Source organism: Amycolatopsis sp. NPDC024027 (assembly GCF_040638975.1).
Lineage (GTDB): Bacteria > Actinomycetota > Actinomycetes > Mycobacteriales > Pseudonocardiaceae > Amycolatopsis.
Genome location: NZ_JBEZYY010000008.1, coordinates 243378 through 270095, shown reverse-complemented (window position 1 = coordinate 270095; position 26718 = coordinate 243378). Strand labels below are relative to the sequence as shown.

The 26718-nt window shown below is 74.0% G+C and carries 3 protein-coding genes (1 of these 3 cut by a window edge); all 3 read right to left on the bottom strand.

The window, feature by feature from the left end; genetic code table 11:
* Positions 1-114: 114 nt before the first annotated feature.
* Positions 115-13809, bottom strand: a complete 13695-nt coding sequence (locus tag AB0F52_RS21875) for a type I polyketide synthase (RefSeq protein WP_360173763.1) — start codon at positions 13807-13809, stop codon at positions 115-117.
* A gap of 107 nt (positions 13810-13916) precedes the next feature.
* A complete protein-coding gene (locus AB0F52_RS21870) occupies positions 13917-23852 on the bottom strand; it encodes a type I polyketide synthase (RefSeq protein ID WP_360173760.1) in 9936 nt (3311 codons plus the stop codon).
* 53 nt (positions 23853-23905) lie between these two features.
* On the bottom strand, positions 23906-26718 hold the 3' end of the coding sequence (locus tag AB0F52_RS21865; protein WP_360173757.1) for a type I polyketide synthase. It continues 7099 nt past the right edge of the window; only the last 2813 of its 9912 coding nucleotides appear in the window; its start codon lies beyond the right edge, outside the window; the stop codon is at positions 23906-23908.

Genomic DNA, 26718 nt, shown 5'->3' with positions numbered 1-26718 from the left:
GTGGACACCGAAACGGCCGAAAGCATGCGGCTGGGGCGAGCCGGGACCGCGATCGCGGCCGGCTCGCCTCCGGTCTTGTGGGTAGTCACACGGCGTGCTTCCCGCCGTGTGGGGTCAAGACCTGCCGAGCTCCTTGTTGATGAACTCGAAAATCTCGTCGTCGGTGGCTGAGTCGAGCTTTTCCGCAACGGTGGCGCCATCCGTCCTGTCCTGACCTTCACCCATCACCGACAGCATGGTCCGAAGGCGGGAGAGGACGAGGGGGTGCGCACCATCATCTGGGGAAATTCTTGAAATCAGGGACTCGATCCGCTCCAGCTCGGCGAGCACCGACACCTCGCCGCCACCGCCCAGCTCGCCGTCGACGAACTCGGCCAGCGCGCTCGGCGTCGGCCGGTCGAACACGAGCGACGCGGGCAGTTTCAGCCCGGTGGCCCCGGTCAGCCGGTTGCGGAGCTCGACCGCGGTGAGCGAGTCGAACCCGATCTCCTTGAACGGCCGGTCCGGGTCGAGCGCGCTGCCGGCGGCGTGGCCGAGCACCGCGGCGACGTGGTCGAGCACGAGGTCGAGCAGGACCCGGCGCCGCTGGGCGGGCGGGAGCCCGGCGAGCTCGGCGGTGAGCGCCGCGCCCCGATCCCCCGCCACGGCGGGCTCCGCCTCCGCGAGGGCCGCGCGGACCTCGGGCAGCTCGTCCAGCAACGGCCGCGGCCGTGCCATGGTGAAGCCGGGGGCGAACAAGGCCCAGTCCACGTCGGCGACCGCGACGAACGTCTCGTCGTGGTCGAGCACCTGCCGCAGCGCGGCCAGCGCAAGCTCGGTCGGCATCGCGTGGACACCGCGCCGGCTCAGCTGCTCCTCGTCCGCTTGGTCCGAGACCATCCCACCGCCGGCCCAGGCGCCCCAGGCGACCGAGGTCGCCCGTACCCCACGCGCGCGCCGATGCTCGGCGAGCGCGTCGAGGAAGGCGTTGGCCGCCGCGTACGCGCCCTGGCTGCCGCTGCCCCAGACTCCCGCGTTCGACGACAGGAACACCAGGGTGTCGAGGTGCTCGTCGTCCAGCAGCTCGTCGAGGTTGCGCGCACCCGTGACCTTCGCCGCCGTGGTGGCCGCGACCTCGGCCGGGGTGGTCGACGCGAGCACGGCCGGGGTCGAGACACCGGCGGCGTGGATCACGGTCCGGACCCGCTCGCCGTCGGCGGCGAGCTTGTCCAGGAGGTTCGCCAGCGCGTCGCGGTCGGCGACGTCGCACGCCGCGATCGTCACCCGGGTGCCGAGGCCCGCCAGTTCCGCCGCGAGCTCGGTCGCGCCGGGCGCGGCCGAGCCGGCGCGCGAGGTCAGCACCAGGTGCTCGGCGCCGGCCTTGGCGAGCCACCGCGCGAGGTGCCCGCCGATGGCACCCGTGCCGCCGGTCACCAGGGCCGTGCCGGTGGGGGCCCAGGCGCGTCCGGGGACCCGGTCGCCGAGCGGGTCGTGCACGAGCCGGCGTAGGAAGACCCCGGAGTCGCGCACGGCGACCTGATCCTCACCGTCCACACCGGACAGTACGGCCGCGAACCGCCGGTGTGCGGTCGCGTCCCACGACGCGGGCAGGTCGACGAGCCCGCCCCAGCGGTCGGGGTGTTCGAGGCCGAACACCCGGCCGAGCCCCCAGAGCTGCGCTTGGCCCGGCGAGCCGAGGTGGTCGGCGCGGTGCGTGGCCACCGCACCCCGGGACGCGAGCCACAGCGGGGCCGCGACCCCGGCCTCGCCGAGCGCCTGGATCAGGCGCAGGGTCGCGGTGAGGCCGCGGGACAGCGTCGGCTGCGCCGGGTCCGGCTCTTCGTCGAGACCCAGCAGGGACAGCACGCCGTCGGGGGCGTGCCCGGCGAGTGCGGCGGGGTCGAGAGCCTCGCCGCCGGTGACGGCCATCGTCGTCACCTCGGCGCCCGCCGCGGTGAGCGCGTCGACACAGCCGCGCACCTGCTCGTGCTCGCGCAGCATCGCGGGGACCACGAGCAGGAACACCCGCGAGCCGAGCGCCGGCGCGGGTCCTTCCGGCTTCGCCTTCCAGGCGATGCGGTACCGCCAGGAGTCGATGGTGGCGGTTTCGCGGTGCTTGCGCCGCCAGGTCGACAGCGCGGGCAGCACCGCGCCGAGCTCGCCCTCGCCGACGGCCAGTTCGCCGGCCAGGGAGGCGAGATCGCCGCTTTCGACGGCGTTCCAGAACTCGGCGTCGGCGGGGTCCCCGGCCTTCGCCGGCGCCGAGCCGACGGCGATGGTCGGCCAGTACCGCTGTCGCTGGAAGGGATACGTCGGCAGGTCGACCCGCCGCGGGTCGTGTGCGGCGAACACCGCGTCCCAATCCGGGCTGATGCCCCGCACGTGCAGCTCGGCCACCGAAGTCAGGAACCGTTCCAGGCCGCCTTCGCCACGGCGCAGCGTGCCCACGGCCACTGACGCGCCGGTCCCGGCTTCTTCCAGGGTTTCCTGCACCGCCATCGTGAGCACCGGATGCGCGCTCACCTCGACGAACGCCGCATACCCCGCACCGGACAACGCACGAACAGCCGGCTCGAACACCACCGTGTCGCGCAAGTTCGTGAACCAGTACCCGGCGTCCAGTTCGGCCGTGTCCAGCCAGTCCCCGGTCACCGTCGAGAAGAACGGCACGTTCCCCGGCTGCGGCCGGATCGGCGCCAGATCGGCCAGCAACCGGCCCTTCAGCTCCTCGACCTGTCCCGAATGCGACGCATAATCCACCGCGATCCGCTTCACCCGCACATCGTCGGCCTCACACACCGCGACCAGCTCTTCCAGCGCCGCAACTTCGCCCGACACCACCACCGACGACGGGCCGTTCACCACCGCAACCGAAATCCGCGAACCCCACGGGGCAATCCGCTCCCGCGCCACCGGTTCGGGCAGCGCGACCGACACCATGCCGCCCTTGCCCGACAACGACTCATCGATCGCCCGGCTCCGCAACGCAACAACCCGGGCGGCGTCGGCGAGCGAAAGCGCCCCGGACACACACGCCGCCGCGATCTCACCCTGCGAATGACCCACCACAGCGTCCGGCTCGACCCCGTACGACCGCCACAACGCCGCCAGCGACACCATCACCGCGAACGACACCGGCTGCACCACATCGACCCGCTCCAACATCTCCGCATCAGCGAGCACATCGAGAAGCGACCAATCGACAAATTGCCCCAGCGCCTCCGCGCACTCCACCATCCGCGCCGCGAACACCGGCGAAGACTCCACCAGCTCCAGCGCCATCCCGACCCACTGCGCACCCTGACCCGGGAACACGAAGGCCGTCCGGCCGTCGACGTCCGCGCTGCCTTCCACCGCGCCCGCCTTGCCCTCGGCGAGCGCCGTCACGCCGCCCAGCAGGCAGGCCGGGTCGGCGCCCACCACGACGGCACGGCGCTCGAAGGAGGACCGCGCGGTCGCCAGCGAGAAGCCCACGTCCACCGGGCGATCCGGCCGGTCGGCGAGCCGCGAAGCCAGCGATCCGGCCTGCGCCCGCAACGCGTCATCGGAGCGGGCCGACAGCGGCCAGGCCACGACCGGGTGTGCGCCGCCGTCGCTCTCGGGCGCCTCGGCCGCCGGCGGTTCCTCCACGATCACGTGCGCGTTCGTGCCGCTCACGCCGAACGAGGAGATCCCGGCCCGCCGGGTACGCTCGCCCGGCGCCCACTCCCGCGAGCCGGTCAGCAGCTCGACCGAACCCGCCGACCAGTCCACGTGCGACGACGGCTCGGTGACGTGCAACGTCCGCGGCAATGACCCGTGGTGCAGGGCGAGCACCATCTTCATCACGCCCGCCACGCCGGCGGCCGCCTGGGTGTGGCCGATGTTCGACTTGATCGAGCCGAGCCACAGCGGCGCGGTCCGGTCCTGACCGTAGGTGGCGAGCAGCGCCTGCGCCTCGATCGGGTCGCCCAGCGTCGTCCCGGTCCCGTGCGCCTCGACAACGTCCACATCGGACGGTTCGAGGCCGGCGTTCGCGAGGGCCTGGCGGATGACCCGCCGCTGCGAGGGACCGTTCGGCGCCGTCAGGCCGTTCGACGCGCCGTCCTGGTTCACCGCCGAACCGCGGACGACGGCCAGCACCGGGTGTCCGTTGCGGCGCGCGTCCGACAGCCGCTCGACCAGCAGCACCCCGACGCCTTCGCCCCACGCGGTGCCGTCGGCGTCGTCGGAGAACGGCTTGCAGCGGCCATCCGTCGACAGCCCGCGCTGCCGGCTGAACTCCATGAACACCGACGGCGTCGACATGACGGTCGCACCGCCGGCGAGCGCCAGGTCGCACTCGCCGCCGCGCAACGCCTGCGCGGCGAGGTGCAGGGCCACCAGCGACGCCGAGCACGCCGTGTCCACCGTCACCGCCGGCCCTTCGAGACCGAGGGTGTAGGAGAGCCGTCCCGACACCACGCTGGCCGAGCTGCCGGTCGCCAGGTAGCCGTCGACGCGGTCTTCCGAGTGGTGCAGCAGCGAGCCGTAGTCCTGGCCGTTGGTGCCCGCGAAGACGCCGGTGCGGCTGCCCTTGAGCGACCGCGGGTCGATCCCGGCCCGCTCGATCGTCTCCCACGCGGTCTCCAGCAGCAGCCGCTGCTGCGGGTCCATCGCCAGCGCCTCGCGCGGCGAGATCTCGAAGAACGCCGGGTCGAAGTCCGCGACGCCGCTGAGGAAACCGCCCTCCCGCACGTACGACGTGCCCGCGTGGTCCGGGTCCGGGTCGTACAGCGATTCGAGGTCCCAGCCGCGTTCCGCGGGGAACGGCGCGATCGCGTCGGCCCCCTCGGCCAGCAGCCGCCACAGCGACTCCGGCGAGTCGACGCCGCCGGGGAACCGGCAGCTCATCCCGACGATGGCGATCGGCTCGTCGGCGGCGGCACCCGCGGCGACCGAGGTTTCCTCGGCGGCGATACCGGTGAGCTCGTCGCGCAGGTGGTCCGCGAGCGCCGCGGTGGTCGGGTAGTCGTAGATCAGCGTCGCGGGCAGGCTCAGCCCGGCCGCGGCACCCAGCGCGTTGCGCAGCTCGATCGCGGTCAGCGAGTCGAAGCCGAGGTCGGAGAACGGCTTCGACACGCCGATGTCGTCTCCGGACGCGAAGCCGAGCACCCGCGCGACCTGCGCGGCGACCAGCTCGCGGACCCGGCGGGTCCGCTCGTTCGCCGACAGCCCCGCCAGTTCGCGGCGCAGCGCCGGCTCGGCGGTCTCGGACCGCGCCCGCTCGGCCGCCGCGGCGACTTCCGGCAGGTCGGCGACCAGCGGGATCGGCGGTATCCGCGACCAGTCGACGTCGACGACGGCGAGCAGCGGCCGGCCGTCGGTCACGGCGCGCTGCATGGCGGTGAACGCTTTTTCGGGCGTCAGCGGTGTCATGCCGGTGCGGTGCCGCCGTTCGGCGGCCGACTGCTCGGCGGCCATCCCGCCGCCGGCCCACGGCCCCCAGGCGATCGAGGTCGCGCGCCGGCCCCGGGCGCGGCGGGCTTGCGCGATCGCGTCGAGGGTGGCGTTCGCGGCGGCGTACGCGCCCTGCCCCGGCCCGCCGAACGTACCGGCGAACGACGAGAACAGCACGAACGCGTCGAGGTCGAGGGCGTCGGTCAGCTCGTCGAGGTGGCGGGCGGCGTCGACCTTCGGGCCGAGGACGCCGGCGAGCCGCTCGGGCGTCAGCGACGCGAGCACCCCGTCGTCGACGACGCCGGCCGCGTGGACGACCGCGGTCAGCGGGTGCCGCTCGGGGATGCCGGCCAGCAGCTCGCCGAGCGCGGTCCGGTCGGCCGCGTCGCAGGCGACGACGGTGACCTCGGCCCCGAGCTCCTCGAGCTCGGCCGTCAGCTCGGGCACGCCGGGCGCGCCGGACCCGCGCCTGCTGGTGAGCACGAGGTGCGCGGCGCCCGTGCGGGCGGCCCACTTCGCGGTCTGCGCGCCGAGCGCGCCGGTGCCGCCGACGACGAGGACCGTCCCGCTCGGCCGCCATGGCCCGGCCTCGGGCGGGTCGGCGAGCTCGGCGTGGGCGAGCCTGCGCACGAACAACCCCGCGTCGCGGATCGCGAACTGGTCCTCGCCGCCGGGGGCGGTCAGCACGCCGGCCAGGACGGCGACCGCGCCGGTGTCGATCCGTTCCGGGAGGTCGACGAGCCCGCCCCACTGGTCCGGCCGCTCCATCGCGGCGACCCGCCCGAGGCCCCAGATCCCGTTCTGCTCGGGGTTCCGGACGTCGTCGGTGTCCCCGACCGAGACGGCTCCCGTGGTGGCGCACCACAGCGGAGTGTCGAGGCCGGCGTCGTCGAGCGCGCGGAGCAGCACCGTGGTCGCCGCGAGCCCGGCCGCGGGGTCGAAAGCGACGAGCGACAGGATCCCGGCGACCGGCTCGCCGCCGGCCACGTCCCGCAGCCGCCCGGCGACGGCGAGTGGCTCGTCAGCCGATCCCACCGGCACGATCCTGGCCCCGATGCCCTGCTGGGCCAGGGTTTCCGCGATCCGGCGGGCGACCTCGTCCTCGGCGGCGGCGAGCAGCCAGGGCAACCCGGGTTCGGCGGTGCGCCCGGCGACCGGCTGCCACCGCTCCTCGTAGTACGTCGATTCCGCGGTGGTCGCGGCCCGCCCGGCCGGCGCCGCGTCGATCCAGTAGCGCTGGTGCTGGAAGGCGTAAGTCGGCAGGTCGATCCGGGCGGTGCCGGTGAAGAACGCCGACCAGTCGACGTCCTGCCCGACGACGTACAGCGAGGCCACCGCCGTCAGCAGGTTCTCTTCCTCGGCGCGGTCCTTCCGCAGCGCCGACACCACCGTGCCTTCGACGGATTCCGCCGCCATCGCGGTCAGCACACCGTCCGGCCCGAGTTCCAGGAACCGGGTCACACCGCGTTCAGCCAGATAGCTGACACCGTCGTGGAACCGGACCGTCCCCCGCACATGCCGGACCCAATACTCCGGCGAGGAAAGTTCTTCGGCCAGTGTTCCCGTCACGTTGGAGACCACCGGAATCGAAGGTGCGTGATAAGTCAACGATTCCGCGACCCGGCGGAACTCCCCCAGCATCGGCTCCATCCGCGCCGAATGGAACGCGTGACTCACCGACAACCGACGAGTCTTCCGGCCCTCGAAACGGGCCACGACCGAGCCGACGGCGTCCTCGTCCCCGGAGAGCACCACCGATGCCGGGCCGTTCACCGCCGCGATCGACACGCCTTCGACCAGCAGCGGCACCACCTCGGCCTCGGTAGCCTGCACCGCGACCATTGCTCCACCGGTGGGCAATGCTTGCATCAACCGGCCACGCGCCGCGACCAACGCACACGCGTCTTCCAACGACCACACGCCTGCGACATGCGCCGCCGCCAGCTCGCCGATCGAGTGCCCCACCAGGAAATCCGGGGTCACCCCCCATGACTCGAGCAGGCGGAACAAACCCACCTCGATGGCGAACAACGCCGCCTGGGTGTACACGGTCTGGTTCAGCAGCTCGGCATCCTCGCCGAACATCACCTCACGCAGAGGACGATCCAGCTCACCGTCCACATGCGCACACACCGCATCCACGACGTCCGCGAACACCGGGAACGCGTCATACAACTCCCGCCCGGCACCCAACCGCTGGGCACCCTGACCCGAGAACAGAAACGCCGAACGACCACCCGACACGACACCGGCAGCCGACTCACCCGAAGCCAGCGAAGCCAGCCCCGCCACCGCCTCCGACCGGTCAGCCGCCAGCACCACCGCGCGGTCCTCGAAGACCGCCCGCGACGACACCAGCGCCGCACCCAGCTCCGCCACACCAAGCTCCGGACGACCGTCCACGAACGACAGCAGACGATCCGCCTGCGCACGCAGAGCCGCACCACCACGGCCCGACACCACCAGCGGGACGAGCGAACCCACGGCCGCGGCCTCGGGCCGGGCCGGCTCCTCGGGCGCCTGTTCGAGGACGACGTGGCCGTTGGTTCCGCTGAGCCCGAAGGACGACACGGCGGCCCGGCGCGGCCGGCCGGTCTCGGGCCAGTCCCGCGCCTCGGTCAGCAGCCGCACGTTGCCGGCGGACCAGTCGACGTGCGGGGTCGCCGTCTCCGCGTGCAGCGACTTCGGCAGGACCCCGTGCCGCATCGCGAGCACCATCTTGATGATCCCGGCGACGCCGGCCGCGGACTGGGTGTGCCCGAGGTTCGATTTGACGGAGCCGATCCACTGCGGAACGTCCCGGTCCCGGCCGTAGGTCGCCAGGAGCGCCTCCGCCTCGATCGGGTCGCCGAGCGTGGTGCCCGTCCCGTGCGCCTCGACGGCGTCCACATCGGACGGTTCGAGGCCCGCGTTCGCGAGCGCCTGCCGGATCACCCGCTGCTGCGACGGGCCGTTCGGCGCCGTCATCCCGTTGGACGCACCGTCGGAGTTCACCGCGGAACCCTTGACCACGGCGAGCACCGGGTGCCCGTTCCGCCGCGCGTCCGAAAGCCGCTCGACGAGCAGGACGCCGACGCCCTCGCCCCAGCCGGTGCCGTCGGCGGCGGCCGAGAACGGCTTGCAGCGGCCGTCCCTCGCCAGCCCGCCCTGACGGCTGAACTCGATGAACCCGCCCGGCCCCGCCATCACGGTCACGCCGCCGACCACGGCCAGCGAGCACTCGCCCTGCCGCAGCGCCTGCGCCGCGAGGTGCAGCGCCACCAGCGAGGAGGAGCACGCCGTGTCGACCGTGACGGCCGGCCCCTCCATGCCGAAGGTGTAGGCGATCCGGCCGGACAACGCCGCCGACGACGTGCCGGTGAGCAGGTGCGCCGTCGCTTCGTCGGTGGGGTCCCACGCGCCCGCCGCGTACCCGGACGACGACGCACCGATGAACACACCGCCGGTGCCGCCGCGCAGCGTGGCCGGCGGGATGCCGGCCCGCTCGGCCGCCTCCCAGCACACTTCGAGCAACAGCCGCTGCTGCGGGTCCATCGCCAGCGCCTCGCGCGGCGAGATGCCGAAGAACAGCGGATCGAACTCCCCGGCGTCGTACAGGAAGCCGCCGGTGTTCGCGTAAGAGGTGCCCGGCCTCGTGGAGTCCGGGTCGTAGAGCCCCGCGATGTCCCAGCCCCGGTCGACCGGGAAGCCCGCCACCGCGTCGGCACCGTCGGACACCAGCCGCCAGAGGTCTTCCGGCGAGCCCACCCCGCCGGGGAAGCGGCAGGCCATCGACACGATGGCGATCTCGTCGTCCGCGCCGGCCTTCGCCACGGGGGCCGCGACGGGCCGGTCCTCGATCGCCCCGTCCAGCTCGGCCCACAGGTGCCGGGCCAGCTCGGCGGGGGTCGGGTGGTCGAAGACCAGGCCGACGCCGAGTTCGAGCCCGGTGACCGGCGCGAGCCGGTTGCGCAGCTCCACCGCGGACAGCGAGTCGAAACCGAGGTCGCGGAACGCGCGGCCGGGGTCGACCGCGTCCGCCGAGGCGTGCCCGAGCGCTGCGGCGGCTTCGGCGCACACGAGGTCGAGCAGCCGCCGTTCCCGCTCCGGTGCGGGGAGCGCCGTCAGTTCGTCGCGCCACGAGGACGGCTGCCCCGGGGTGCCACCGGCCGACGGTTGCCGGGCCGCCGGCAGGTCCGCGAGCAGCGCGCTCGGCCGGGCCGAGGTGAATCCGGTGACGAACGTGGGCCAGTCGACGTCGGCGACGACCGGCGCGGGCTCGGTGCGGCCGGTGGCGTTCAGGAGCGCGGTGAGGGCGAGCGACGGCGGCATCGCGGCGAGCCCGCGCCGCCGCAGTTCGGCCTCGGTCGCGTCGTCGGCGGCCATGCCGGCGCTCGACCACGGCCCCCAGGCGATCGACGTCGCGGCGAGACCACGGCCACGGCGGTCGGTGGCCAGTGCGTCGAGGAACGCGTTCGCCGCCGCGTAGGCGCCCTGGTTGCCGCTGCCCCAAACTCCCGCGATCGAGGAGAAGAGGACGAACGCGTCCAGCTCACGGCCGGCGAGGAGCTCGTCGAGGTGCCGCGCGCCGCCGGCCTTGCCCGCCAGCAGGCCGCCCAGCTCGGCCACGGTCGTCTCGGCGAGCGCGGTGAACCGGGTGGCGCCCGCGGCGTGCAGCACCGAGCGCAGCGGCCGCTCCTCGGTGTCGATGCGGGCCAGCAGCTCGGCGACCGCATCGCGGTCCGCCACGTCGCAGGCGGCGATCGTGACGTCGCTGCCGAGCGCGCTCAGTTCGGCTTCGAGCTCGGCGGCGCCGGCCGCGTCGCGACCGCGGCGGCCGGCCAGCACGAGGTGTTCGGCACCCCGCTCCGCGAGCGACCGGGCGAGGAGGGCGCCGAGACCGCCGGTGCCTCCGGTGATCAGCGTGGTCCCCGCCGGCTGCCAGCCACCGGTCGGTTCCGGGCCCGCGTCCGTCGCGGGGACGAGGCGGCGGACCAGCGTGCCCGAGGGACGGACGGCGAGCTGGTCCTCGTCGCCGATGCCGCGCAGGGCCGTTGCGAGCCGGGCGCGTTCCCGGCGGCCGAGGGTCCCGGGCAGGTCGATCAGGCCACCCCAGCGGTCGGGGTGCTCCAGCGCGGCACTGCGGCCGAGACCCCACGTCGCCGCCTGCCCGGGGTGGGCCGGCCGGTCGGACCGGCCGACCGAGACCGCGCCGCTCGTGGCGCACCACAGCGGCGCCGTGACACCGGCGTCGCCGAGCGCCTGGATCAGGGTGAGGGTGCCCGCGAGCCCGCGGGAGACCCCGGCGTCGCCGGTGGGGGTTTCGTCCAGGGCGAGCAGGGAGAGGACGCCGGCCGCGTCGGCGGCCACGTCGCGGAGGCGGGCCGCGAAGCTCGCCCGGTCCGGTTCGCCTGGAGCCGGCTCGACGCGCACGAGTTCGGCGCCGTGCTCGCGCAGCGCCTCTTCGACGTCGGCGACGAGGTCCTCGGGTGCCCCGGTGCCCGGCACGACGAGCAGCCAGCGGCCCGGTAGCCCGGCCGTGTCGGCGCGCGTCTGGAGCACCGGCTTCCACTGGACGCGGTAGCTCCAGGAGTCCACTGTGGACGCCGCTTGGGTGCGCCGCCGCCACGACGCGAGCGCGGGCGCCATCGCTTCGAGCGACGACCGCTGCTCGGGCGAGCTCAGTTCCAGGGTCTCGGCGAGGGTGTCGAGGTCGGCGCGGTCGACCGCGCTCCAGAAAGCGTCGTCGACGACGGTGCCCGGCGCGAAGTCGGGCGGCTCGGCGGTGGCATCGGCATCCGGCCAGTAGCGCTGGTGCTGGAAGGCGTAGGTGGGCAGGTCGACCCGGGTGGTGCCGGAGAAGAACACCGGCCAGTCGACGTCCTGCCCGACGACGTACAGCGACGCCACCGCCGTCAGCAGGTTCTCGACGTCCGCGCGGTCCTTGCGCAGCGCCGACACCAACGTGCCCTCGACGGACTCCGCCGCCATCGCCGTGAGCACGCCGTCGGGGCCCAGTTCCAGGAACCGCGTCACGCCCTGATCGGCCAGATGGGCCACACCGTCGTGGAACCGGACCGTTTCCCGCACGTGCCGAACCCAATATTCCGGCGAAGTCAGCTCTTCCGCCAGTGTCCCGGTGACATTCGAGACCACGGGAATCGACGGAGCGTGGTAGGTCAACCCCTCGGCGACCCGGCGGAACTCCGCCAGCATCGGTTCCATCCGCGCCGAGTGGAACGCGTGGCTCACCGGCAACCGACGCGACTTCCGGCCCTCGAACTGCGCCACCACCGAGGCGACCGCGTCCTCGTCGCCGGAGAGCACCACCGATGCCGGGCCGTTCACCGCCGCGATCGACACGCCCTCGACCAGCAGCGGCACCACCTCGGCCTCGGTGGCCCGCACCGCCACCATCACGCCACCGGCAGGCAGGGCCTGCATCAACCGGCCACGTGCCGCCACCAGCGCACACGCATCCTCCAACGACAGCACACCGGCACAATGGGCGGCCGCCAGCTCGCCGATCGAGTGGCCGACCAGGAAATCCGGTGTCACGCCCCAGGATTCGACGAGCCGGAACAACCCGACCTCGACCGCGAACAACGCTGCCTGCGCATACATCGTCTGGTTCAGCAGCTCGGCATCATCGCCGAACATCACCTCGCGCAAACCACCGACCTGCGCGCACATCGCGTCCACCACACCGGCGAACACCGGGAACGACGCATCCAGCTGCCGCCCGGCACCCAGCCGCTGCGCACCCTGACCGGAAAACAGAAACGCCGAACTTCCCTCCGCCACCAGACCCGACACCACACCGGCATGCGGCTCACCAGCCGCCAGCGCGGCCAGCGCCGCGGCCCGGTCATCGGCCAGCACCACCGCACGGTGCTCCAGCCGCGCGCGCGTCGTGGCCAGCGCGAAGCCCACCGCCGCCGGATCATCTGTGTCCACAGTGGATCGGAGAGCGCGCGCCTGTGCGCGCAAGGCGTCCGCGGTCTTGCCCGAAAGCAGCCACGGCACGACCGGAGACACGGTGGTGACACCGGTCTCCGCTTCCTCGTCCGGAGCCTGCTCCAGCACGACGTGGGCGTTCGTGCCGCCGACGCCGAACGCCGACACCCCGGCCCGGGCCGGCTTGCCCGTTTCCGGCCACGGCTCGGCCTCGGTGAGCAGCCGCACGTCACCCGCCGACCAGTCGACCTGCGGGGACGGCTCGTCCACGTGCAGCGTCTTCGGCAGCTGCCGGTGCCGCATCGCGAGCACGGTCTTGATCACGCCGGCGACGCCGGCGGCGGCCTGGGTGTGCCCGAGGTTCGACTTGACGGCGCCGAGCCGCAGCGGGTGGCCCGCCGGCCGGTCCTTGCCGTAGGTGGCCAGCAGCGCGTGCGCCTCGATCGGATCGCCGAGCGTGGTGCCGGTGCCGTGGGCCTCGACGAAGTCGATGTCGGCCGGTTTGAGGCCCGCGTTGTCCAGCGCCGCGGTGATCATCCTGCGCTGCGAAGGGCCGCTCGGTGCGGTGAGGCCGTTCGACGCGCCGTCCTGGTTCACCGCCGAACCGCGGACGACGGCGAGCACCTGATGACCGTTGCGCCGCGCGTCGGAGAGCCGTTCGAGCGCGAGCATCCCGATGCCCTCGCTCCAGCCCGTCCCGTTCGCCGCCGCCGCGAACGCCCGGCAGCGGCCGTCCGGCGAGAGCCCGCCCTGCTCGCTGAACTCCTGGAACGCCCCGGGGGTGGCCATCACCGTGACCCCGCCGGCCAGCGCCAGCGAGCACTCGCCCTGGCGGAGCGCCTGCGCGGCGAGGTGCAGCGCCACCAGCGACGACGAGCACGCGGTGTCCACCGTGATCGCCGGGCCCTCGAAGCCGAAGGTGTACGAGAGCCGGCCCGAGGCGACCGACGAGGCGTTGCCCGCGAGGAACCGGCCGGCCAGGTCCTGGTCCCAGTCCCGCCGGACGTAGGCGTAGTACTGCGTCATCAGCCCGACGAACACCCCGGTCCGGCTGCCGCGCAGGCTCGCCGGGTCGATCCCGGCCCGCTCCAGCACTTCCCACGCGCCTTCGAGCAGCAGCCGCTGCTGCGGGTCCATGGCGAGCGCGTCCCGCGGCGCGATCCCGAAGAACCCGGCGTCGAAGTCCGCCGCGTCGTAGAGGAACCCGCCGCCACGGGCGTGCCCCGGCCCGGAGAGCGCGCCGAGGTCCCAGCCGCGGTCGGCGGGGAAGCCGGAGATGACGTCGCGGCCCTCGGCGAGCACCTCCCACAGGTCCTCGGGCGAGCCGATGCCGCCGGGGAACCGGCAGCTCATCCCGACGATCGCGATCGGCGCGTTGGAGGCGGTGACCAGCTCCCGGTTCTGTTCGCGCAGCCGCTCGACCTCCTTGAGCGAAGCACGCAGCGCCTCGACGATCTTGTCAGCGGGTTTCGGCATCGGTTTCTCCGTATCGGCACGCGGGGATGTCGCGAATGACTCATTCGGGACGTCGGAGGTCCCGAATGAGTCATTCGCGACCTCGGTGGTCGGTCGCGAGTCGGGGCTCACGAGGCTGGTCCGGCGGCGCCGCCGTCCAGGGCCAGCGCGATGAGCCGGTCGGCGTCCATGTCGTCGATCGAGTCCACCGGCACGGCCGCTTCCCCGTCCTCGCCGTCCTGGTTCTTCTGGTCGGTGGGGTCGCCGCCCTCGGCGAGGCCGAGCAGCAGGTCGGCCAGTCCGGCCGAACGCAGCCGGGCCAGCGGGATCGACGCGAGCGCGGCGCGCAGCCGCGCTTCCTCGCCGTCCTCGGCGGTCTCCGGGCCGCCGAACAGCTCGGCGCCGAGGTACCCGGCGAGCGCTCCGGCGGACGGGTGGTCGAACACGAGGGTGCTGGGCAGCCGGAGACCGGTCGCCGCGGCGAGCCGGTTGCGCAGCTCCATCGCGGTGACGGAGTCGAAGCCGAGGTCGCGCAGCGCGCGATCGACGGGCACCTCCGCCGGCGTGCGGTAGCCGAGCACGGCGGCGGCCGCCGAACGCACGAGGTCGAGCAGCGCCGGTGCCCGCTGTTCGGGCGCCAGGCCGGCGAGCCGGCCCGGCTCGTCCCGCCGCGCGGGCGGCGCGGCCTGCCGGGCCCGCTTGACCTCGGGCAGGTCGGCGACCAGCGAGTCGGCCGAATCCGCGGCGGCCCGGGCCCAGTCCACGTCGGCGACCAGCGCGAACTCCGCGCCGTCGGCCAGCACCCGGTGCAGCGCGGCGAGCGCCGTCGCCGGATCCATCGGCGAGGAACCGCCACGGCGCAACGCTTCCTGCCGCGTGCTCTGCTCCGCGAGACCACCGCCGCCCCACTGTCCCCACGCGACGGAACAGGCCGCCAGCCCCAAGCCGCGGCGGTGCGCGGCCAGCGCGTCGAGGTAGGCGTTCGCCGCCGCGTAGTTCGCCTGCCCGGCGTTGCCGAGCGTGCCGGCGGCCGAAGAGAACAGGACGAACGCGGCGAGGTCGAGGTCCGCGGTCAGCTCGTGCAGGTTGCGGGCCGCGGCGACCTTCGGCCGCAGCACGTGCTCGAACCGGTCCGGGGTGAGCGAGTCGAGCACGCCGTCGTCGAGTACGCCCGCCGTGTGGACGACCGCGGTGAGCGGGCCGCCGGCGGTGGTGTCGCGCACCAGTTCGGCGAGCTGCTCGCGGTCGGCCACGTCGCACGCCGCGATGGTGACCTCGGCGCCGAGACCGGTCAGTTCGGCCCGGAGGGCCTCGGCCTCCGGGGCGCCGGGACCGCGCCGGCTCACCAGGACCAGGTGTGCGGCGCCGTTTTCGGCGGCCCACCGGGCGACCCGGGCACCGAGGGCGCCCGTGCCGCCGGTGATCAGCACCCGGCCCCCGGCCGCCCAGCCGGCGTCCGGACCGGTGGTCTTGCTCGCCGCGCGCGTCAGCCGCGGGACGAACGTGCCCGCGCTGCGCACGGCGACGGCCCGCTCGGTGCCGCCGAGGGCCTCGGCGAACGCCTCGCGCGCCGGCTCGTCGAACGCCTCGGGCAGGTCGGCGATGCCGCCCCAGCGTTCGGGGTGCTCGATCCGCGCGACGCGCGCCAGTCCCCACACCTGGGCCTGAGCCGGGTGGCCGACGCGGTCGTCGTGGCCGGTCGCCACCGCGCCCGACGTCGTCAGCCACAGCGGCGCGTCGATGCCCGCGTCACCCAGCGCCTGGATCAGCGCCGCCGTGCCGCACAACCCGAGCGACACCGACGAAAACGCGGGGTGGGCGCGCTCGTCGTGCGCGAGCAGCGAGACGATGCCGTCCGGCGGCACGTCCAGGTCGCCGAGCAGCTTCGCGAGGGAGTCGCGGTCGACCTCGGTGACCGGCAGAACCGTCGGGTCGATTCCCTTGCCGCGCAGGGCCTCCCGCGTTCCCTCGAGGATCCGGTCCGGTACCTGGCCGCTGGTGACGACGAGCCAGTGCCCGGTGAGGACCGTGCCCGGAGCGGCGGCCGCCGGCCGCCAGCTGACTTCGTAACGCCACGAGTCGACGATCGAGCTCTCCCGCCGCCGGCGACGCCACGACGTCAGCGCGGGCAGCACCGCGCCGAGCTCGTCCTCGGGGACGGCCAGCTCGCCGGCCAGCGAGGGCAGGTCCGCGCGCTCCACGGCAGCCCAGAACTCGGCGTCGACCGGGTCCACGACCGGCGCGGGCCGTTCCGGGACGTCGAGCCAGTAGCGGCGGCGGTCGAAGGCGTAGGTCGGCAGGTCGACCGGCCGCGGGTCGTGCGCGGCGAACACCGCGTCCCAGTCAGGACTGATGCCCCGCACGTGCAGCTCGGCCACCGACGTCAGGAACCGGTCCAGGCCGCCCTGCTCACGCCGCAGCGAGCCCACGGCCACCGACGGGCCGGTCCCGGCTTCTTCCAGGGTCTCCTGCACGGCCATCGTCAGCACCGGGTGCGCGCTCACCTCGACGAACGCCGTGTGCCCGGCCTCGCCGAGCGCGCGGACCGCCGGTTCGAAGCGCACGGTCTGCCGCAGATTCGCATACCAGTACCCCGCAGCCAGCTCAGCCGTGTCCAGCCAGTCGCCGGTCACCGTCGAGAAGAACGGCACGCTCCCCGGCTGCGGCCGGATCGGCGCCAGATCGGCGGCCAGCCGCTGCTCCACGGCCTCGACCTGCGCCGAATGCGACGCATAGTCCACCGCGATCCGCTTCACCCGCACGCCGTCGGCCTCACACACCGCGACCAGTTCGTCCAGCGCGCCGGGCTCGCCCGACACCACCACCGACGACGGACCGTTCACCGCCGCCACCGAGATCCGCGAGTCCCACGGGGCGATCCGCTCGCGCGCCGCCGGCTCGGGCAGCGCGACCGACACCATGCCGCCCTTACCGGACAACACCTCGCCGATCGCCCGGCTCCGCAACGCGACCACGCGCGCCGCATCCGCCAACGACAACCCACCCGACACGCACGCCGCCGCGATCTCACCCTGCGAATGACCCACCACAGCGTCCGGCTCGACCCCGTACGACCGCCACAACGCCGCCAGCGACACCATCACCGCGAACGACACCGGCTGCACCACATCGACCCGCCCCAGCATCTCCGCATCAGCCAGCACATCAAGCAGCGACCAATCGACAAATTCCCCCAGCGCCTCCGCGCACTCCGCCATCCGCGCCGCGAACACCGGCGAAGACTCCACCAGCTCCAGCGCCATCCCGACCCACTGCGCACCCTGACCCGGGAACACAAAAACCGTCCGGCCGTCCACATCGGCCACACCGCGAACCGGATTTCCCAGCCCGGAAACCAGGTCTGCAAGCTCCGAACCCACCACCGCGGCCCGGTGCTCGAACATCGACCGGCCCGTCGCCAGCGAAAACCCCACATCGACCGGACGCATCGACGACCCCGACACCCGCGACACCAACCGTGCCGCCTGCTCCTCCAGCGACTCCGCCGACCGCGCCGACAACACCCACGGCGTCACCACCGCGGGACCTTGCTCCGGCACCGGCTCCGCACCGGCCGGCGCTTCTTCCAAGATCACGTGCGCGTTCGTCCCGCTGACCCCGAACGACGACACCCCCGCCCTGCGCACGCGCTCGCCTCGCGACCACTCCCGCGAACCCGTGAGCAGCTCGACGTCGCCCGCGCTCCAGTCCACATGCGACGACGGCGCACCCACGTGCAACGTCCGCGGCAACACCTCGTGCCGCAACGCCTGCACCATCTTGATGATCCCGGCCACCCCGGCAGCGGCCTGGGTGTGGCCGATGTTCGACTTCACCGACCCCAGCCACAACGGCTGTTCCCGATCCTGGCCGTAGGTGGCGAGCAACGCCTGCGCCTCGATCGGATCACCCAGCGTCGTCCCGGTCCCGTGCGCCTCGACCACGTCCACATCGGACGGGCCGACACCCGCGTCGGCCAACGCGGCCCGGATCACCCGCTGCTGCGACGGGCCGTTCGGCGCCGTCAACCCGTTCGACGCACCGTCCTGGTTCACCGCCGAGCCACGCACCACCGCCAGCACCGGATGCCCGTTCCGCCGCGCATCCGACAACCGCTCCACCAGCAGCACCCCGACGCCCTCGCCCCAGCCGGTGCCGTCCGCGTCGTCCGAAAAGGACTTGCAGCGACCGTCGGCGGCCAGCCCCCGCTGCCTGCTGAACTCGACGAACAGCGAGGGGGTCGACATGATCGTCGCGCCACCGACCAGCGCCAGCGTGCACTCGTCCCGGCGCAGCGCCTGAGCCGCGAGGTGCAGCGCGACCAGCGACGACGAACAAGCCGTGTCGACGGTCATCGCGGGCCCTTCGAGTCCGAGCGTGTAGGCGACCCGGCCCGAAGCGACGCTGCCCGCGTTGCCCATGCCGAGGTGCGCGTCGAGCCCCTCGGGCATCGAGTCGAGCTGGGTGAAGTAGTCGTAGTACATGAGCCCGGCGAACACGCCGGTCCGGCTGCCCTTGAGGGAGCGCGGGTCGATCCCGGCCCGCTCGACGGCCTCCCACGAGGTTTCCAGCAGCAGCCGCTGCTGCGGGTCCATGGCGGTCGCTTCCCGCGGCGAGACGCCGAAGAACGCCGGGTCGAAGCCGCCCGGCTCGTCGAGGAAGCAGCCCGCCCGCGTGTAGGTCTTGCCGGAGGAGTCCGGGTCCGGGTCGTACAGCGATTCGACGTCCCACCCGCGGTTGCCGGGGAACTCGGCGACGGCGTCACGCTCGTCGGCGACGAGCCGCCACAGCTCCTCCGGGGTGTGCACCCCGCCGGGGAAGCGGCAGCTCATCCCCACGATCGCGATCGGGTCGTCGCCGGCGGCCGCTGCCCGCCGGGGTGCGGCGGGCGCGTCGGCGCCGGTGAGTTCCCGGCTGAGGAACCCGGCGAGCACCGCGGTGTTCGGGTAGTCGAAGACCAGGGTCGCCGGCAGGGACAGCCCCGTCGCGGCGCCGAGCCGGTTGCGGAGCTCCAGCGAGGTCAGCGAGTCGAAGCCGAGCTCCTTGAACGCCTTCTCCGTGTCCACCGCCTGCGTGCCGTCGTAGCCGAGCACGGCGGAGACCTGCCCCCGCACGATGTCGACCAGCACCGCCGTCCGGTCCTGAGTGGACAGGGTGGCGATCCGGGCGGCGAGCGAACCGGTCCGCTCGGCCGCGGGGTGCACCCGGCGGCGGCGCGCCGGCACGAGCCCGGCCAGCCGGGCGGGCACCGGGTCGAGCCGGCGCACCGCGGCGAGGTCGAGCTTCACCGGCACGAGCACCGGTTCGTCCGAGGCGAGCGCGGCGTCGAACAGCGCGGTGCCCTCGGCCGTGGCGAGCGGAAGCACGCCGCCCCTCGCCAACCGGGCCCGGTCGGCCGCGGTCATCGCGCCGGTCATGTCGCTCGCTTCGTCCCAGAAGCCCCACGCGAGCGACTTCCCGGGCAGGCCGGCCGCGCGCCGGTGCTCGGCCAGCGCGTCGAGGAAGGCGTTGGCCGCCGCGTAGTGGGCCTGCCCCGCCGCGCCGAGGATCCCGGCCGCCGACGAGAACCCCACGAACGCGCTCAGCGCCAAATCCTTGGTGAGGGTGTGCAGGTGCCAGGCGGCGTCGACCTTGGGCCGCAGCACGGCGTGGACCTGCTCGGGTGTCAGTGCGGTCAGCAGCGCGTCGTCGAGCACCCCCGCGGCGTGCACGACGGCCGAGAGCGGCCGGTCCGCCGGAACACCGGCGAGCAGGTCCGCGAGCGCGCCGCGGTCCGTCAGGTCGCAGGCGACGAGATCGACGGTGGCGCCGAGGTCGCGCAGCTCGGCCACCAGGTCCGCGGCCCCGGGCGCGTCGGGTCCCCGGCGGCTGGTGAGCAGCAGGTGCCGCACGCCGCACGAGCGCACGAGGTGCCGGGCGAACACGGTGCCGAGCACGCCGGTGCCGCCGGTCACGAGCACGGTGCCGGAACCGAAGCCGGGCTCGGCCGCCGCCGCGGCCCGCCGTCCCAGCCTCGGCACGGTGACCGCCGTGCCGCGCAGCACGACCTGCGGTTCGCCGAACCGGACGGCCGCGGGCAGCCCGGCCGGCTCGTCAACGTCGATCAGGAGGAACCGGCCGGGGTTCTCCTCCTGCGCGGACCGCACGAGGCCGCACAGCGGGGCGTTGGCGAGGTCGGTCGTCCCGGGTCCGGTCGCGTGGCTGGTCACGAACGCGAGCTTGCTGCCGGCGAACCGGTCGTCGGCGAGCCACGCACGGGCGGTGTCGAGCGCGGCGACCGTAACGGCGTGCGCGGCCTCGGGCAGGTCGCCGGATTCGCCGCCGAAGCAGGGAAGCACCACCAGCTCCGGTACCGCGGCCCCGGCGTCGATCGCCGCCACCAGCTCCGGCAGGCTCGAGTACACCTCGGCGGACGGCCACGCACCGGCCGGGTTGGTGCCGAGCACCGCGACGTGCTCGACCGGGTCGGCCGGCGAGGTCACCGGCTGCCAGTCGATCCCGTAGAGCGCGTCCCTCGGCACGCCGCCGTCGTGGAGCTGCTCCTCGGCGACCTCGCGCAACACGAGCGTCCCGACCGTGAGCACCGGCGACCCGCCCTCGTCGGTGGCGGACAGCGTGATCGTGTCCGTGCCGGTCCTCGTCAGCCGCACGCGCAGCCGGCCGGCGCCGGTGGCGTGGATCGCGACGTCGGACCAGGTGAACGGCAACGCCGCCGTGGTCTCGTCGCGCAGCAGCGCGGTGGCGTGCAGGGCCGCGTCGAACAGGGCGGGGTGGAGGGCGAACGCGCCGGTGAGGTCCTCGGGCAGGTCGACCTCGGCGAACACGTCGGCACCGAGCCGCCACGCGGCGCGCAGGCCCTGGAACGCCGGCCCGTAGGCGAAGCCGGCCTGGGCGGTCCGGTCGTAGAAGTCGTCGACCGCCACCGGCTCGGCGCCCGCGGGCGGCCACTCGGCGGGCTCCGGCACCGGTGTCCCGGTTCCGGCGGCCAGGGTTCCGGTGGCGTGCAGCACCCACTCGCCGGCCTCCTCCCGGCAGGAGTGGACGGTGATCGAGCGCCGGTTCTCCTCGGGGGCGCCGACCATGACCTGCAGGCGGACGGCTCCCTGGTCCGGCACGGTCAGCGGGGCGGTGAGGGTCAGCTCCGCGACGCGATCGCAGCCGACCTCGTCGCCGGCGCGCAGGGCCAGCTCGACGAGTGCCGTGCCCGGCAGCAGGGTCGTCCCGAGCACGGCGTGGTCGGCCAGCCACCGGTGCGACTGGAGCGAAAGCCGGCCCGTGAACAGCACGCCGTCCGAGTCGGCGAGCGTCGTCGCCGCGGCGAGCAGCGGGTGGCCGCCCGCCGCGAGACCGAGACCGGTCACGTCGCCCGCGCCGTCGGTGGCGTCGAGCCAGTAGCGGCGGCGGTGGAAGGCGTAGGTGGGCAGGTCCACCGGTCGCGGATCGTGCGCGGCGAACACCGCGTCCCAATCCGGGCTGACACCCCGCACGTGCAGCTCGGCCACCGAAGTCAGGAACCGCGCCAGGCCACCCTCGCCACGCCGCAACGTCCCCACCGCGACCGACGGGCCCGCACTGACCGCGTCCAGGGTTTCCTGCACGGCCATCGTCAGCACCGGATGCGAACTGACCTCGACGAACGCCGCATGCCCGGCCTCGCCGAGCGCGCGGACGGCCGGCTCGAACCGCACCGTCTCCCGCAGGTTCGCGTACCAGTACCCGGCATCCAGCTCGGCGGTGTCCAGCCAGTCCCCGGTCACCGTCGAGAAGAACGGCACGCTCCCGGCCTGCGGCCGGATCGGCGCCAGATCCGCCAGCAACCGGTCCCGCAGCTCCTCGACCTGCGCCGAATGCGACGCGTAGTCCACCGCGATGCGCTTGACCCGGACGCCGTCGGCCTCACAGGAGGCCACCAGCTCGTCCAGTGCGCCGGGCTCGCCCGACACCACCACCGCCGAGGGGCCGTTCACCACGGCCACCGACAGCCGCGAACCCATCCGTTCCCGCACCGCCGCCTCGGGCAGCGCGACCGACACCATGCCGCCCCGGCCCGACAAAACCTCGCGGATCGCCTGGCTGCGCAGCGCGACGACCCGGGCGGCGTCGGCCAGCGAAAGCGCCCCGGACACACACGCCGCAGCAATCTCGCCCTGCGAATGCCCCACCACCGCGGCCGGCTCGATCCCGTGCGCCCGCCAGAGCGCCGCCAGCGAAACCATCATGGCGAACGACGCAGGCTGCACCACATCGACGCGCTCCAACATCTCCGCGTCAGCCAGCACATCAAGCAGCGACCAATCGACGAACTCGGCCAGCGCCTCAGCACACTCCGCCATCCGCGCCGCGAACACCTCGGAGCTGCCCAGCAGCTCCGACGCCATCCCGACCCACTGCGCACCCTGACCCGGGAACACAAAAACCGTCCGGCCGTCCACATCGGCCACACCGCGAACCGGATTTCCCAGCCCGGAAACCAGGTCTGCAAGCTCCGAACCCACCACCGCGGCCCGGTGCTCGAACATCGACCGGCCCGTCGCCAGCGAAAACCCCACATCCACCGGACGCACCGACGACCCCGAAACCCGCGACACCAACCGTGCCGCCTGCTCTCCCAGGGACTCCGCCGAGCGCGCCGACAACACCCACGGCACCACCGCGCCGACAGCGTCCGCGGCGGCCGGCTCCGCGCCGGCCGGAGCTTCTTCCACGATCACGTGCGCGTTCGTCCCGCTGACCCCGAACGACGACACCCCGGCCCGGCGCGGCCGTTCGTTCTCCGGCCACGGAACCGGCTCGGTCAGCAGCTCGACCTCGCCCGCACTCCAGTCCACATGCGACGACGGCGCACCGACGTGCAACGTCCGCGGCAGGACCTCGTGCCGCAACGCCTGCACCATCTTGATGATCCCGGCCACCCCGGCAGCGGCCTGGGTGTGCCCGATGTTCGACTTCACCGACCCCAGCCACAACGGCTGTTCCCGATCCTGGCCGTAGGTCGCGAGCAACGCCTGCGCCTCGATCGGATCACCCAGCGTCGTCCCGGTCCCGTGCGCCTCGACCACGTCCACATCGGACGGACCAACGCCCGCATCGGCCAACGCGGCCCGGATCACCCGCTGCTGCGACGGACCGTTCGGCGCGGTCAGGCCGCTGCTCGCGCCGTCCTGGTTGAGCGCGGTGCCCCGCACGACCGCCAGCACCGGGTGGCCGTGGGCGCGGGCGTCCGAAAGCCGCTCCACCAGCAACATGCCGACGCCCTCGCCCCAGCCGGTGCCGTCCGCGGCGTCCGAAAAGGACTTGCAGCGACCGTCGGCGGCCAGCCCCCGCTGCCTGCTGAACTCGATGAACGTGCCCGGCGTCGGCATCATCGTGACCCCGCCGACCAGTGCCAGTTCGCACTCGCCCTTGCGCAACGCCTGTACGGCCCAGTGCAGCGCCACCAGCGACGACGAGCACGCCGTGTCGACCGTCACGGCCGGCCCCTCGAGCCCCAGCGTGTAGGCGACCCGGCCCGAGGCGATGCTCGCGGCACTGCCGTTCCCGAGGTAACCTTCGAGCCCTTCCGGCGTGGTCCGCAGCCGGGCGCCGTAGTCGTGGTACATGACGCCGGCGAACACCCCGGTCCGGCTGCCCGCGAGCGAGCGCGGGTCGATCCCGGCCCGCTCGATCGCTTCCCAGGCCGTCTCCAGCAGCAGCCGCTGCTGCGGGTCGGTCGCCAGGGCTTCCCGCGGGCTCATCCCGAAGAACTCGGCGTCGAAGTCCGCGACATCGCGGAGGAAGCCGCCCTCGCGCGTGTAGGAGGTGCCGGGGTGGTCCGGGTCGGGGTGGAAGAGGGCACCGAGGTCCCAGCCGCGGTCTTCGGGGAAGCCGCCGATCGCGTCGGCGCCGTCGGCGACGAGCCGCCACAGGTCCTCCGGCGAGCGGACCCCGCCCGGGTACCGGCAGCTCATCCCCACGATGGCGATGGGCTCGTGCGCACGCTCCTCGTGCTCCCGCAGCCGCGCGCGGGTGCGCGCCAGGTCCGAGGTCACCTTTTTCAGGTAGTCACGAAGCTTCTGCTCGCTCACTGGTCGGATTCACCCTTCCTTGCGGGAGCCGGCACAGCTCGCCCGTCCCATGCTCAAGAGATCCCGAGCTCGTTGTCGATGAACTCGAAGATCTCGTCGTCCGAGGCAGTGTCGATCTTTTCGGTGACCTGCGCGTTCGCGTCCTCGCCGGCGGCCTCGCCCAGCTTGGACAGCAGGTCCTGCAGCCGCCGCGCCACGGCCGCGCGCGCGGTCTCGTCGGCGGCGACCGCCGGCAGCAGCGACTCGACCCGGCCCAGTTCTTCGGCCAGCGACGGAACCGCCGCGGTGCCCCGCTCACCGCCGAGCTCGTCGCCGAGGTGCTTGGCGAGCGGCTTCGGCGACGGGTAGTCGAACAGCAGCGTCGCGGGCAGCCGCAGCCCCGTCAGCGCGCCCAGCCGGTTGCGCAGTTCGACCGCGGTGAGCGAGTCGAAGCCCAGCGCGAGGAACCCGCGACCGGCCTCGATCGCCTTGGCGTCCGCGTGGCCCAGCACCGCGGCCGCTTCCGCGCAGACCAGTTCGAGCAGCCGCTGTTCCCGCTCGGCTCCGGGCAGCCCGGCGAGCTCGTGCCGGACCGGCACCGGTTCGGTGCGCGCCGGTCGCGCGGCGCCGCGCACCAGGCCGCGCAGCAGCGCCGGCACCGGCTCGCCGCGATGCCCGGCGAGGTCGAGCCTCGCCGGGACGAGGGTCGGGTGCTCGGTGCGCACGGCGAGGTCGAACAGCGCCAATCCGTCCTCCGTGGACATCGGGACGAGCCCGCCGCGCGCCATCCTCGACCGGTCGGTGCCCGCGAGCTTCCCGGTCATCTCGCTGCGCTCGTCCCACAGGCCCCACGCCAGCGACACGGCGGGCAGCCCGAGCGTCCTGCGGTGGGCGGCGAGCGCGTCGAGGAACGCGTTGCCCGCGGCGTAGTTCCCTTGCCCGGCGCTGCCCGAGGTGCCGGCGATCGAAGAGAACAGCACGAACGCGACCCGCTCGTCGGCCCCGGCCAGCTCGTGCAGGTTCAGCGCCGCGTCGACCTTCGCCCGCAACACCGTGTCGAAGCGTTGCGGCGTCAGCGAAGTCACCACGCCGTCGTCGAGGGTGCCCGCGGCGTGGACGACGGCGCCGAGCGGGTGCTCCGGTGGCACTTCGGCCAGCAACGTCGCCAGTGCCGCCCGATCGGCGACGTCGCACGCGGCGAGCCGGACGTCGGCGCCGAGCCCGGCCAGCTCGGCGACCAGCTGCCCGGCGCCCGGAGCGTCGGTGCCGCGCCTGCTGACCAGCAGCAGGTGCCGCACTCCGCGTTCGGTGACGAGGTGCCGGGCCACGGAGCGGCCGATCGTGCCGGTCGCCCCGGTCACGAGCACGGTCGTGTGCTCGTCCCAGCCGGCCGGCGGTTCCGCCGGCGGCTCGACGCGACCGAGGCGCGCGGCGCGGACCTCGCCGCCGCGGATCGCGAGCTGGGGTTCGTCCGCGGCCACCGCACGCGCCACGACGGCCGCGGACGCGTCCGTTCCGTCGAGGTCGACGAGCTGGAACCGGCCGGGGTGCTCCGCCTGCGCGGAGCGGACGAGCCCCCAGATCGGCGCGTTCGCCAGGTCGCCGAGCGGTTCGCCGGATCCGGCCTGGACCGCGCCCGTGGTGGCGAACACCAGCTTGGTGCCCGCGCCGGCGTCCTCGGCGAGCCAGTGCTGGATCAGGTCCAGCGCCCAGGTCGTCGCCGCGCGGACGTTCGCGGCGAGGTCACCGTCCGGCCGGCGGGGCACGGGCACCACGACGACCGCGGGTGCCGGGTCGGCGGAACGCAGGTCGTCGAGTCCGGGGTAGACGGTCGCGTCGAACGGCACCGGCCACGTGCCGTCGCCGGCGAGCACCGCCGGCTCCGCGGCCGGGCCCGGCAGTTCGACCGGGGTCCAGCCGAGCCGGAAGAGGGCGTCGTGGTGGACCGGCCGCGCCTCGCGCAGCTGCGCGGCCGAAACCTCGCGCAGCACCAGCGATCCCGCGGTCAGCACGGGCCGGCCCGCGGTGTCGGTCACCGCGAGCGAGATGCCGCCGGGGTCGCCGCCGCCGAGCCTGATCCGCACCGGCGAGGCGCACGCCGCGTGCAAGGTCACGTCGGTCCACGAGAACGGCAGCCCGGCCGCGGACCGTTCGCCGGGCTTCTCCCGCAGGGCCGCCGACTGCACGGCGGCGTCGAGCAACGCGGGGTGGACGCCGAATCGGGTGGCCTCGGCCTGCTGGTCGGCGGGGAGCGCCAGGTCGGCGAAGACGTCGTCGCCGAGCCGCCAGGCCGCCGTGACACCTCGGAAGACCGGACCGTAGTCGAATCCTCGTTCCGCGTAGGCGTCGTAGAACCCGGTGAGGTCGACCGGTTCGGCGCCGGCGGGCGGCCATTCGGCGAGCCCGCGCTCCGGCGGGCGCGCGGCCGTGCCGAGCCGGCCGCCGGCGTGCAGCGTCCACGACGCCTCGTCGTCCGGTCGCGAGTGGACGGTGATCGGCCGGCCGCCGTCGTCGCCGGCTCCGCCGACGCTCACCTGCAGCCGGACGTCGCCGCGGTCCGGCAACACGAGCGGTGCCGCCAGGGTCAGCTCTTCGACGGCCGCGCAGCCGACCTCGTCGCCCGCGCGCACGGCGAGTTCGAGGAACGCCGTGCCGGGGAACAGCACGGAGCCGAGTACGACGTGCTCGGCCAGCCACGGCTGTTCGGCGAGGGACAGCCGTCCGCTGAAGACCACGCCGCCGGTGTCGGCGAGCCAGGTCGCGGCGCCCAGCAGCGGGTGGTCGGTCGTGGCGAGGCCGTGTGCGCGGAGGTCGCCCTTCGCGGCGGCCGACGTCCGCGCCCAGTAGCGCTGCCGTTGGAAGGCGTAGGTGGGCAGATCGACCCGGC